The following is a 12179-nucleotide window of genomic DNA, read 5'->3' as shown; positions in this document are numbered from 1 at the left end:
GGGCCCAGGTACACCTCGCAGTGTCACCTCGGCAGTCACCGACGCATTCTGGCAGCGAACAATCCGGTGCGGATGTCAATCAACGACTCCGACCTCAAAACGGAAATCTCCTGCGGGAGAAGCGATCTCACCGAAACCAAGCGACCTTGAAGCGCGCCGTCGACCTGTTAACCCGCAGTGCGCGCGGGGGCAGCATCATCGCTCGCGAGTTCGCTGGCTGTGAACCTCTGCTACGGCGCCGGCGCGACGCGTCACTCCCGAAGATGTCGCTCCGGCGGCCGGACCCGGGCGCCATGGCCTGGGTGCGCGACGATGTCGGACTTCGACGATCGGTGGAGAAGCTTCCTCGGCGACGCCGCTCGGTCGTAGGCTTGGGTTTGCCCAGCACAGCCGGAAGTGCGACCGTGACCCCACCGAGAAGCTTTCTTCGGCGAACCCCGCCCCGCAGGTTCCGCGACCGCCGCGCGGCCGGACGCGTGCTGGCCGACGCCTTGGCCTCCTACCGCGGAACACCCGGCCTACTGGTCCTCGGGCTGGCCCGGGGCGGCGTCCCGGTCGCGTGGGAGGTGGCCACGGCGCTGGGCGCCGAACTGGACGTTTTCCTGGTACGCAAGCTGGGCGTGCCGTTCCAGCCGGAATTGGCGATGGGCGCGCTGGCAAGTGGCGGCCGGGTGGTGATGAACGACGACGTGGTGGCCCACCTGCACATCAGCGACGAGCAGGTGCGCGCGGTGATCGACGCCGAGACCGTCGAACTCGAGCGGCGAGAGCGCGTCTACCGGGATGGGCGGCCGGTGGCCGACCCGCGCGGCAGGGTGGTGATCCTGGTCGACGACGGCATCGCCACCGGCGCCAGCATGCTGGCCGCGGTGCGGGCCGTGCGCACTGCCGGGGCGCAGCAGGTGGTGGTCGCGGTGCCCGTCGGGCCGCAGTCAGCCTGCCGCATGCTGGCGCGTGAAGCCGATGACGTGGTGTGCGCAACGCGGCCCGCGGACTTCGACGCGGTCGGCCAGGTTTATGCCGATTTCCACCAGGTCAGCGACGACGAAGTTCGCGAGCTGCTGGCCACGCCCCGCTGATCTATTTGGCGGCGTCGTCGCCGGCCACGCTGGATTCACCGGCCGGCGAGGGGGTGGCATCTGCGCCGCTGTGCGCGGCGGTCTCAGCTTCCTCGGCTTCTTCGGGATAGTCCAGCGGTTCGTCGTCGACCTCGTCGACCTGGTCGTCGGGTTCCTCGGTTCGGGTCCCCGAATCGCGCTGCTGGCGTTCCCGGATGGCGTCGACGATGAGCAGGATCACCCCAAGCACGCTGGCGCCGATACACACCCACGCCACCAGCTGGTTGCTGGTCACCACCGCGAACACCAGCGCGACGAGCCCGATCAGGGCCAAGACGAGCGCAATGATCAGCATGGGTCATCCCTCCAGCCGGCGTGTCGCGACTGCCCAACCTACCAGGACCGATACCGCCGAACGGCAAGCCCGTCGCGTGTCCCGGCCGTTATCCGCGGGCGGGATCGATGGGGCGCGGCTCAGTTACCGCGGTTGAACTGGTCGAACCCGCCGGAATCGGCGCTGGAGTCGACCGGGGCCGCCGACCCGCGCTGGCCGAGCTCCTCCAACTGGGATTCCAGGTAGGTCTTCAGACGGGTGCGGTACTCGCGTTCGAATGTCCGCAGCCTGCCGAGGCGGCCTTCCAGCACGGTGCGCTGCTGGTTGATGGTGCCCATGATCTCGGAGTGCTTACGTTCGGCGTCGGCCTGCAACGCGTCGGCCTTCTCCTGCGCCTGGCGCAACTGCGCCTCGGAGCGGGCCGTGGCATCGGCGAGCATCGCGTCGGCGCGCTGGCGCGCCTCGGCGACGGTGGTCTCGGCGGTGTGCCGGGCCTCGCTGAGGATCTGGTCGGCGTTGGCGCGGGCGTCGGCCAGCATCTTGTCCGACTCGGCCTTGGCCGTGCTGGTCAGCCGGTCCGCCGTGTCCTGCGCCAGACTCAGCACCCGAGCGGCCTTCATCGCTTGTTCCTCGTTGGAGGAGGTCGCGGGTGCCGGGGCCGGGGCCGCCTTGACGGGCTCGGGCTCGGCCTCGAAGGCCTGGATCGGCTGCGCGACGGTCGGCGCGGCAGCGCCGCTGCCACCACCGGAGGCCAGCTCCTCGTCCAACTCGGCGATCCGCTGACGCAGATCGGCGTTCTCCTCGATCAGCCGGGTCAGCTCGTTCTCCACCAGGTCAAGGAAGGCGTCAACTTCATCTTCGTTGTACCCGCGTTTGCCGATGGGCGGCTTACTGAACGCCACATTGTGGACGTCGGCAGGTGTAAGCGGCATTCTTTGTCCCCTCGAGTTCCTGGACGGTCAAACGATCTGGAAAGTGTAGAACGGAGTGCTAGCCGTCGCGCAACTGCCGTCCATCCTGTCACACCAGACTCGGCGGTTGCCGATTGGACTAATAAATAAGGGCTGGATGCAATTCCCTTTCGAGCTCTGCAGCCAATAAATCACATTCTTAGATTTTTAAAAAATACGCGCGTCAAAGCTGACGCCTAATCGTGGCCGAAACGTCGCTTAGCTACGTCGCGGTTAGGACAGGGCGGCGTTGGCCGCCGCGCCCAGGGCCAGCTGCATGCCGATGAATGCGACCAGCAGCAGCACCAGGATGGACAGGTCCAGGCGGACCGCGCCGATGGCGATGGGCGGGATGAGCCGGCGCAGCAGCTTCACCGGCGGGTCGGTGATCGACATGATGCCCTCGAGGATCACCACGGTCAGGCCCGTCGGCCGCCAGTCGCGGCTGAAGGCGCGGATCCACTCAATGACGACCCGGAACACCAGCAGCAACCAGAAGGCGAGGAGCGCGTACCCGACGATCTCAAGCAACACAACCAACGAAAGCCCGACCTTCACGATGTCAACAAGAAATATTCGCCGCCGCGGCGGCGGCAAGCCAAGCCTACCGACCCGGCCGCGTGGCCCACATCTCGTGGCGGACCCAGACGCACGCAGCCCGGTCGGCCGGGTGCTGGCCTACCGGGCTGTGCGGTGTTGCGGTCGGGGGGCGACTACGCGTTATTGGTATGCGTAGAAGCCGGTTTCGGCGATCCGGCGCCGCTCCTCCGGGGATACGTCGACGTCCGCGGGTGAAAGCAGGAACACTTTGGTGGCCACCTTGTCGAACGACCCGCGCAACGCGAAGGCCAGGCCGGCGGCGAAGTCGACCAACCGCTTGGCGTCGGCGTTGTCCATCGACACCAGGTCCATGATGACCGGGGTGCCGTCGCGGAAGCGCTCGCCGATGGTGCGCGCCTCGCTGTAGTCCTTGGGCCGCAGCGTGGTGATCTTCGACAGCGGGTGTCCTTCCTCGAACATCATCGCCATCCGGCGCGGGTCCATCGCCAGCGCGCCACGGGTGGCACCGCCGCGTCCCAGCCACGATCCCAGCCGCGGCCGGCCCAGGTCCGGACGGTCGAACCCGCCCGTTGCGAAGCGCCCCTCATCGGGGTAGCCGCCGCGGTAGCTGCTCGGCGGCGGGTAGTCCGCGGGCTCCCCGCGCAGCTCTGCGCGCGGGTCGCGACGCGGATCGTCGTATTCGCGTCCTTCGTAACGACCGTATTCGTCGTCGAACCGGGGCCGCGAATACCCGCGTGACGGCGCTCGGTCGTCGTAATACTCGTCGTCGTATTCCTCCATCGGAGCCATACCGAAGTAGGCCTTGACCTTGTGCAGTGTGCTCATCCGTACGACCCCTTCTAGCCTGGGATATTTGTTGTCTGTGATGAAGGTGTGACTCGAGTGACTATTCACGGTGACCGTAACCGCCGTTGGCCCAATAGCGCGGTACCGACACGCACACACGTCGAACCATGTTTGACGGCGATTTCCAGGTCGCCGGACATGCCGGCGGACAGCCCGACCGCCTCGGGGAACTGCCGCAGTACCCGCTGATGCTCCGATTGCAGCCGGTCAAAGGCCTGTTCGGGGTCCCAGTCCAGCGGCGGGATGCCCATCAAACCGACCAGTTCCAAGCCCTGCGCGTGCTGCACCTGGGCGCAAATCCGATCCACCGCGCCGGGGTCGCCGACATCCACACCGCCGCGTGAGTCGTCGCCGTCCAGGCTCACCTGGACGTAGACCCGCAGCGGACGCTCGCGGCGATGCTCGGCCAGGGCGCCGGTGGCTGCCCTGTCGAGCGCGCTCACCAGCTGCGGCCCGTCGATCGAGTGGGCGGTGTGCGCCCAGCGCGCCACCGATCGGGCTTTCTTGCGCTGGATCTGGCCCACCATGTGCCACTGCAGGTCCCGCGCGCCGCCGTCGTGGGCGGCGGCGGCCAGCAGCCGGTTAACTTCGGTGATCTTCGCCGTGGCCTCCTGGTCCCGGGACTCGCCGACGGCCCGGCACCCCAGCCGGGACAGAATCGCGACGTCGGTGGCCGGGAAGAACTTGGTGATCGGGAGTAACTCGATGTCGCCGACGCTGCGGCCCGCCGCCGCGGCGGCCGCCGCGAGCCGCGAGCGCACCGCGGCCAGGGCCCGCGTCAACTCCGTCTGCCGATCGCCACTGTCCCCCCGCACGGGGGTGTCCACTGCCACCGCGGTCATTCCATCCACACCAACGAGGCCAGCCGACCCGTGGGCGCGCCGCGCCGGTGGCTGAACAACGTTTGATCGGCAATGGTGCAGCGGGGGTCGACCTCGATGGAGGTGACGCCCAATGCGCGCAGCTGGCAAGCGATCCCGGCCCGTAGGTCGAGCCCGGCGGTGCCCGCGGCGGTGGTGGTGCGACTGCCTGGCAGTGTCGCCTCCACCTCGTCGGCCATCGCGGCCGGCACTTCGTAGCGGGCCCCGGATGCCGCCGGGCCCAGCAGCGCGGAGATGTCACCGGGGTGCGCGCCGAGGCCCTGCATCGCCTCAACCGCGCGCGCCACCACCCCGCGTTGGGCGCCGACCCGGCCGGCGTGCACCGCGCCCACCACACCCGCCCGCGCGTCGGCGAGCAGTACCGGCACGCAGTCGGCGGTGAGCACCACCAGCGCCAGCCCCGGTGTGGCGGTCACCACGCCGTCGCTGTCCGCGACAGCGGTGTCACGTGGCCCGTCGACCACCTCCACCTGCACACCGTGCACCTGCTGCATCCACACCAGCCGCCGGTCCGGCAGCCCGACGGCCGCGGCCAGCCGGGCCCGGTTGGCCGCGACGGCTTTCGGGTCGTCACCGACGTGGTCGCCGAGGTTGAAGCTGTCGAACGGCGGTTTCGACACGCCGCCCGCCCGGGTGGTGGTCACCCGGCGGATGCGAACACTCACCCGGCCAGTATCCGGAATCCCATGGCGGCCAGTGGGCACCGACGTCCGACCCATGGGTTTCGTGGCCGGTTTGTCGCGGACTGGCAAGCTGATCGAGACCCTAGCGGCGCATGAAGGGCGGCACGTCGACGTCATCGTCATCGCCGCCGATGCTCAAGGTCGCCCCGTTGGTGTGCACCGGGACGCTGACGGCGTCGACCGGCTCGAACAACGTCGAGGTGAGCTTGCCGGCCTTGGCCGTCTCGATGCGGTGGGCGCCGCCGGTCTCGGTGCCGGTGACCGGCTTGCGGCCGGGGCCGGCGTCGAAGCCCGCGGCGATGACGGTGACCCGCACCTCGTCGCCCAGCGAGTCGTCGATCACGGTGCCGAAGATGATGTTGGCGTCTTGATGCGCGGCGTCCTGCACCAGCGAGGCCGCCTCGTTGATCTCGAACAGGCCCAGGTCGCTGCCGCCGGCAATGGACATCAGCACGCCCTGCGCGCCCTCCATCGAGGCTTCCAGCAGCGGCGAGTTGATGGCGATCTCGGCCGCCTTGAGCGACCGTCCCTCGCCGCGCGCCGACCCGATGCCCATCAGCGCGGTGCCCGCACCCGACATGATGCCCTTGACGTCGGCGAAGTCGACGTTGATCAAGCCCGGTGTGGTGATCAGGTCGGTGATGCCCTGGACACCGTTGAGCAGCACCTCGTCGGCGCTGCGGAACGCGTCCATCAGCGATACCGCGGCGTCACCCATCTGCAGCAGCCGGTCGTTGGGGATCACGATCAGCGTGTCGCAGCTTTCGCGCAGCGCGGCGATGCCGTTCTCGGCCTGGTTGCTGCGCCGCTTGCCCTCGAAGGAGAACGGGCGTGTGACCACCCCGACGGTCAAGGCCCCGAGTTTGCGGGCGATGTTGGCCACCACGGGCGCGCCGCCGGTGCCGGTGCCGCCGCCCTCGCCGGCGGTGACGAACACCATGTCGGCGCCGCGCAGCAGCTCCTCGATCTCCTCCTTGGCGTCCTCGGCGGCCTTCTTGCCGACCTCGGGGTCGGCGCCGGCGCCCAGTCCGCGCGTGGAGTCGCGGCCGACGTCGAGCTTGACGTCGGCGTCGCTCATCAGCAAAGCCTGCGCATCGGTGTTGATCGCGATGAACTCCACGCCCTTGAGGCCCTGTTCGATCATCCGGTTGACGGCGTTGACGCCGCCACCACCAATGCCCACGACCTTGATGACGGCCAGATAGTTATGTGGGGGGGTCATCATTCGTCTTCCTCCCTGATGGGCTTAGTTCCCCTGGGTCTCTTTGCGGTGTGTCTGCTTGCAAAACCCTCAACCTCAACCATAGAGTTAGAGTTATGTCAAGTAGTTCCGCGTAACCAGAACCGTATGGGTACGACGGACGCTAACCGTGCAGGCGCGCCGACGCGCCGCGCGTGAATTTTCCGCGGATTCCGCGGTTGCCGGTGTTTCGCGCTGGCCGCTGCCGGCGGCGACCGTCACGCTGCCGGTGCCGACCGTCACGCTGCCGGCGGCGACCGTCACGCTGGCGTGACGGTCGGCACCGACTGCCACGCCAGCGTGACGTTCGGCGACAGAGGCGAGGAAGGACGCGCTACTTGACCGTCGGCAGGTCCGGGCTGGACACGTCATAGGTACGCCCCGGCTGGGTGAGCAGCGCCGCCAGCTTCTCGGCTTTCTCGTCGGCCCGGTCGGTGGTCCCCCAGATCACCACCCGCCCGTCGGACAGCGTGAGCGTGATCGAGGACACCGACGGCGCCGCGATGCGCCCCACCTGACTGGCGACCTCGGGACGCAGCGCCAGCAACACCTTGAGCGCGGCCAGCGTGGCCGGGTCGGTCGGCCCGGGATTGTCGACCTCTATATACGGCAGAGCCGGCGGCGGCGGGTCCGTCGCGAAGTCGACGCCATCCCGGTCGAACAGGTGTGGACCGTCCGGAAAGTCCTTCACCACCACCGGAACTCGCTCCACGATGGTGATGCGCAGCGCGGACGGATACTCGCGCTGCACCCGGGCGCTGGCGACGCGGCGGATCGCGGCCACCCGGTCGGCGACCTGATTGGTGTTGATCTGCAACAACGGCGTCCCGATGCGCACCTGTGCGGCGTCCAGCACGTCCTCCCGGGTCACCACGCCGGTCCCGGTGACCACGATGGTGCGCGCCGACATCGCCGGCGTGAAGTACAGGATCAGTCCCAGCCCGATCCCGATCACCAGCAGCGCCACCGTGGCCAGCAGCATCCTCAGGCCCCGAACCACCCCGCGCCCAACGGGTTTCGGCTCGGGCAGTACAGCGCCGCGGGCCCGGCGCTTGGCCTCGCGGCGGGCATGCTCGATCGCGGTGGCGCGGGCCTGCGCCGCGCGGCGCTCGGCACGTTCCCGCCGGGCGCGCCGCCGCGGCCCCTCGAAATCCTCTTCGTCGGGTTCCGGCGGCGCGCCCTGGGCGGGTGCGGCCGCGGTCGCGATCGGCTCGGTGGCCGCTTCGGTGGATTCTGCGTGGTCCGCCGGTTCGGCGGGGCGGCCCTCGTCGGGCTCGCTCACTGCAACACCGGCCCGGGTGCGCTGCGATTGGACCGCGCCCGCAGCGCGGCGACGATCTCGGGCCCGAGCATCGTCACGTCGCCGGCACCCATGGTGACGATGACGTCGCCCGGGCCGGCCGCGGCGGCCACCTGCTGGGCGACCGCCGAGAAGTCCGGCAGGTAGCGCACCGGCACGCTGACGTGCTCGGCGACGCTGGCACCGCTCACCCCGGCCAGCGGTTGCTCGCGCGCCCCGTAGACGTCGAGCACGAACACTTCGTCCGCGCCGTCCAGTGCCTGGCCGAATTCACGAGCGAAGGCCTTTGTCCGCGAATACAAGTGGGGCTGGAACACGACAACGGAACGTCCACTGCCGGTTTGCTTGACCACCGAGCGCACCGCCGCCAGCGTCGCCGCGATCTCGGTGGGATGGTGGGCGTAGTCGTCGTACACGCGCACCGAGTAGGCGCTGCCGACCAGCTCGAAGCGACGCCGCACGCCCTCGAAACCGGCCAGCCCGTCCAGCACCTCGTCGATCGCGGCGCCCACTTGTACCGCGGCCAGCAGCGCGCCCAACGCGTTGAGCGCCATGTGACGACCCGGCACCGACAACCGCATCACCCGCTGCGGGGCCGGCGGGTCGATGTCGGGAGCCAACTGGATGGTTGCGACCGCTTCGGTGCCCAGCTGCTCCCACGACACCAGAGTCGCGGCCAGGTCGGGCCCGGACGAGCCGTACCGCAGCACCCGGATGCCCAGCTCCGCGCTGCGCTGCGCCAGCGCCGCCGCGCCCGGGTCGTCGGTGCAGACCACCAGCGCGCCGCCGGGCGCCAGCCGCTCGACGAACGAGTCGAACACCCCGACGTAGGCGTCGGTGCTGCCGTAGAAGTCCAGGTGATCGGACTCGATGTTGGTCACCACCGCCACGTTGGGGGTGTATTCCAGCAGCGTGCCGTCGCTTTCGTCGGCTTCGGCGACGAAGAAGTCGCCGCTGCCGTGGTGGGCGTTGGTGCCGGCCTCCCCCAGCTCCCCGCCGACCGCGAAGGACGGGTCGCAGCCGCAGTGCTGCAGCGCCACGATCAGCATCGACGTGGTGGTCGTCTTGCCGTGGGTGCCGGTGACCATCAGCGTGGTGCGCCCGGCCATCAGCTTGGCCAGCACCACGGGGCGCAACAGCACCGGGATGCCACGGCGCCGGGCTTCGACCAGCTCGGGGTTGGTCTTCGGGATCGCGGCGTGCGTGGTGATGACCGCGGTGACGCCACCTTCCAGCAGGTCCAGGGATGACGCGTCGTGCCCGATGCGGATGGTGGCGCCCCGGGCCCGCAAGGCGTGCAGGCCGCGCGATTCCTTGGCGTCCGATCCCGACACCTGGGCGCCGCGATCGAGCAGGATGCGGGCGATACCCGACATTCCGGCCCCGCCGATGCCGACCATGTGGACCCGCGCCAGCTCGGGCGGCAGCTGCCCGGCGGTCACCGTCGCACCCCCCGCAGTGCCAGGTCGACCGCGGCCTGTGCGACCTGACGGGCCGCGTCGCGGTGTCCGACCTGCGCGGCCGCCGCCGTCATCGCCGCCAGCCGCGGCGGGTCGGTGAGCAGCCCGGACACCTCGCGGGCCACCACGTCCGGGGTCAGGGCGGCGTCGGCGATGATCATGCCGCCCCCGGCGTCGACCACCGGCAGCGCGTTGAGTCGTTGCTCACCGTTGCCGATCGGCAACGGCACGTAGATGGCCGGCAGGCCGACGGCCGACACTTCGGCGACCGTCATCGCACCGGAGCGGCAGATCGCCAGGTCGGCGGCGGCGTAGGCCAGATCCATCCGGTCCAGGTAGGGCACCGCGACGTACGGTGGGTCGCCCGGGTCGGGGGTGCGCAAGTCCAGGGTGTTCTTCGGTCCGTGCGCGTGCAGCACCGAGATCCCCGCGGCGGCCAACTGCGCGGCGGCCCCCGACACCGCGCGGTTGAGCGAGACCGCGCCCTGCGAGCCGCCGAACACCAGCAGGACGCGCGCGTCGGCGGCGAACCCGAAGTAGGCGCGTGCCTGGGCGCGCAACGCGACGCGGTCGAGCGCGGTGATCGCCGCGCGCACCGGCACGCCCACCACTTCGGCGCGGCGCAGACCGGAGTGTGGCACCGCGGACAGGATGCGGTCGGCGGAGCGCGCGCCGACCCGGTTGGCCAGGCCCGCCCGGGCGTTGGCTTCGTGGATCAGCACCGGTATCCGCCGGCGTCCCGGGCGCCCGCGGGCGGCCAGGTAGGCCGGCAGCGCGACGTATCCGCCGAAGCCGATCACTACGTCGGCGTGGACGTGGTCGAGGACCGCCCGGGTCTCGCGCACCGCGCGCCACACCCGCGGCGGCAGCCGGGCCAGGTCGCCGCTGGGTTTGCGCGGCAGCGGCACCGGCGTGATCAGCTCCAGCTGGTAGCCGCGCTGGGGCACCAACCGGGTCTCCAAACCGCGCGCGGTGCCCAGTGCGGTGATGCGGATCGAGGCGTCCAGGGCGGTCAGTGCGTCGGCGACGGCCATTGCGGGCTCCACGTGCCCGGCGGTGCCGCCGCCGGCCAGGACCACCGACAGCGTCCCGGCGGCCCCGAAGGACGACGACGCGGCACCGGCGGGCGAGGGACCTGCCCCCGACCCGCCGGCCGACTCACTGACCTTGTCGTTCACCCGTAACGCTGACCTTCCAATGCGCGAGCACGCCCTGTCTGACGCTGGCCGGCGTAGCGCTGGCCAGATCCATGATGCCTGGCCCGCGCCTGCCCGGTGCCCGCAGACCGGCGAGCCGAGCGTTCCGCGGTGCGCGGCAGTGCCTGCCGGGTCGAGCGAGCGGCGCGCCGGGGCGCCGGGCGGGGCGGCTGCTTGGCCTGCTTGGCGGGTTTGGGTCGGGGCGGCTTCTTGCGGTCCCGGAACGATTCCAGGCGGCTCGGAACGTAGGGTTCGGGCACCGGCAGCCGCAGGAACCGGTTGACCTTGTCGTCGCGCCCGGCCCGCAGCGCGGCCACCGCCTCCGGCTCGTTCCGGGCCGCGTTGGCCATGATGCCGATCATGAAAAGCGTTGCGGCCGTTGATGTTCCACCGGCGGATATCAGTGGTAGCTGCAGCCCGGTGACCGGCAGCAACCCGATCACGTAGCCGATGTTGATGAACGCCTGGCCCAGCACCCACAGCGTGGTGGTGGCGGTCAGCAACCGCAGGAACGGGTCGGCCGAACGGCGCGCGATCCGCATCCCGGTGTAGGCGAACAACCCGAACAGCCCGAGCAGGCCCACCGCCCCGATCAGGCCGAGTTCCTCGCCGATGATCGCGAAGATGAAGTCGTTGTGGGCGTTGGGCAGATAGTTCCACTTGGCCACGCCCTGACCCAGGCCGTCGCCGAAGATGCCGCCGTGCGCCAGCGCGTATTTGGCCTGTCGGGCCTGGTAGCCGGTGTCCATCGGGTCGTTCTCGGGGTCCAGCCAGGACCGCACCCGGTCGGAGCGATAGCCGGCGGACATGGCCAGCACGGCGCCCGCCGCCACCACCATGCCCAGCGAGCTGATGAACAACCGCAGGTCCAGGCCGGAGTACCAGAGCAGGCCCAGCAGAATGATGCCGAACGACACGGTCTGCCCCAGGTCCGGCTGGGCCATGATCAGACCGAGCGAGATCAGCGCGGCCGGGACCAGCGGAACGAGCATCTCGCGCAGCGAGGCCCGCTCCCCGCGCCGGGCCGCCAGCAGGTGCGCCCCCCAGATGGCGAAGGCGATCTTGGACAGCTCGGAGGGCTGCATCGAGAAGCCTGCGATGACGAACCATTTGCGGGATCCGTTGGCCAGGTTGCCGATTCCGGGGATCAGCACCAAGACCAGCAGCACGCAGGTGACCGCGTAACTCATGAACGCGATGCGCCGGATGAACCGCACCGACATCCGCAGTCCGGCGTAGCAGGCGATCAGCCCGACGACGGTCCACATCACCTGCTTGCCGAAGATCACCCACGCCGAACCGTCGTTGCCGTAGGAATGCACGCCGGACGCCGAGAGCACCATGATCAGACCGAGCGACGTCAGCAGCGCGGTGACGGCGATGATCAGGTGGAACGAGGTCATGGGCCGGCCTAGCCAGGCGCCGAACCGGCTGCGCGGACCCGACGGGTCGGCTTTGGGTTTGCCGGCTTTGCTGGCCGCCGGTGCGGTCGCCGGCTGCGACGGGTCGACCGCCGCGGTGTCCGGCGCGCCCGAAGTGTCCGGAGCGACGGCAGTGTCCGGGTTGGCCGGAATGTCGGAGGCCCCTTCGGCGCCCTCGGTGCCGGCGGCGTTCGTGGTCTCCGTCGAGCCGCGACCCCGGCCCAGCAGCCGGGTCAGCGCGATACCCAT

The 12179-nt window shown here is 70.1% G+C and carries 12 protein-coding genes and 1 pseudogene; 2 read left to right on the top strand and 11 right to left on the bottom strand.

Annotated elements, in window-relative coordinates; all coding sequences use genetic code 11:
• Positions 1-387: 387 nt before the first annotated feature.
• A pseudogene (locus tag L6444_RS12210) lies at positions 388-1079 on the top strand (phosphoribosyltransferase); the annotation flags it as partial.
• A 1-nt stretch (position 1080) separates the two neighbouring features.
• Here L6444_RS12210 and L6444_RS12205 read toward each other — a convergent pair.
• From L6444_RS12205 to ftsZ, 7 genes are all read right to left on the bottom strand, one after another.
• Positions 1081-1413, bottom strand: a complete 333-nt coding sequence (locus L6444_RS12205; protein WP_236982920.1) for a hypothetical protein — start codon at positions 1411-1413, stop codon at positions 1081-1083.
• Positions 1414-1532: 119 nt separating this feature from the next.
• A complete protein-coding gene (gene wag31, locus L6444_RS12200) occupies positions 1533-2324 on the bottom strand; it encodes a DivIVA-like cell division protein Wag31 (protein ID WP_236982918.1) in 792 nt (263 codons plus the stop codon).
• A 252-nt stretch (positions 2325-2576) separates the two neighbouring features.
• On the bottom strand, positions 2577-2882 hold the full coding sequence (locus L6444_RS12195; RefSeq protein ID WP_236984047.1) for a YggT family protein: 306 nt from the start codon (positions 2880-2882) through the stop codon (positions 2577-2579).
• A 180-nt stretch (positions 2883-3062) separates the two neighbouring features.
• Complete coding sequence (locus L6444_RS12190) at positions 3063-3728, bottom strand: cell division protein SepF (RefSeq protein ID WP_236982916.1); 666 nt, start codon at positions 3726-3728, stop codon at positions 3063-3065.
• A gap of 65 nt (positions 3729-3793) precedes the next feature.
• The gene (locus L6444_RS12185) at positions 3794-4591 is read right to left on the bottom strand and encodes a YggS family pyridoxal phosphate-dependent enzyme (RefSeq protein WP_236982915.1); all 798 of its coding nucleotides are present in this window, start codon (positions 4589-4591) and stop codon (positions 3794-3796) included.
• Positions 4588-5295 (bottom strand): peptidoglycan editing factor PgeF, encoded by a 708-nt coding sequence (gene pgeF, locus L6444_RS12180; RefSeq protein WP_236982914.1) that lies wholly within the window; start codon positions 5293-5295, stop codon positions 4588-4590. The genes L6444_RS12185 and pgeF overlap by 4 nt, the downstream gene beginning before the upstream one ends.
• Positions 5296-5395: 100 nt before the next feature.
• Positions 5396-6535 carry a cell division protein FtsZ gene (ftsZ, locus tag L6444_RS12175; protein WP_180919026.1) on the bottom strand — a complete coding sequence of 380 codons (1140 nt, stop codon included), beginning with the start codon at positions 6533-6535 and terminating at the stop codon, positions 5396-5398.
• A gap of 148 nt (positions 6536-6683) precedes the next feature.
• Here ftsZ and L6444_RS12170 point away from each other — a divergent pair, with 148 nt between their 5' ends.
• The gene (locus L6444_RS12170; RefSeq protein ID WP_236982910.1) at positions 6684-6827 is read left to right on the top strand and encodes a hypothetical protein; all 144 of its coding nucleotides are present in this window, start codon (positions 6684-6686) and stop codon (positions 6825-6827) included.
• A gap of 60 nt (positions 6828-6887) precedes the next feature.
• Here the strand turns inward: L6444_RS12170 and L6444_RS12165 are convergent, their stop codons facing one another.
• The 4 genes from L6444_RS12165 to ftsW are packed head-to-tail and all read right to left on the bottom strand — an operon-like array spanning position 6888 to position 12179.
• Positions 6888-7835 (bottom strand): cell division protein FtsQ/DivIB, encoded by a 948-nt coding sequence (locus L6444_RS12165; protein WP_373877362.1) that lies wholly within the window; start codon positions 7833-7835, stop codon positions 6888-6890.
• A complete protein-coding gene (gene murC, locus L6444_RS12160) occupies positions 7832-9295 on the bottom strand; it encodes a UDP-N-acetylmuramate--L-alanine ligase (protein ID WP_236982908.1) in 1464 nt (487 codons plus the stop codon). Before murC ends, L6444_RS12165 begins: the two co-directional genes overlap by 4 nt.
• Positions 9292-10491, bottom strand: a complete 1200-nt coding sequence (murG, locus tag L6444_RS12155; protein WP_236982906.1) for an undecaprenyldiphospho-muramoylpentapeptide beta-N-acetylglucosaminyltransferase — start codon at positions 10489-10491, stop codon at positions 9292-9294. The genes murC and murG overlap by 4 nt, the downstream gene beginning before the upstream one ends.
• Entirely contained in the window at positions 10488-12179 is a 1692-nt protein-coding gene (gene ftsW / locus L6444_RS12150; RefSeq protein ID WP_236982904.1) for a putative lipid II flippase FtsW, read from the bottom strand. The genes murG and ftsW overlap by 4 nt, the downstream gene beginning before the upstream one ends.

Origin of the sequence: Mycobacterium kiyosense (assembly GCA_021654635.1) — a bacterium.
Classification (GTDB): Bacteria; Actinomycetota; Actinomycetes; order Mycobacteriales; family Mycobacteriaceae; genus Mycobacterium; species Mycobacterium kiyosense.
This window is presented reverse-complemented; position numbering and strand designations above follow the sequence as displayed.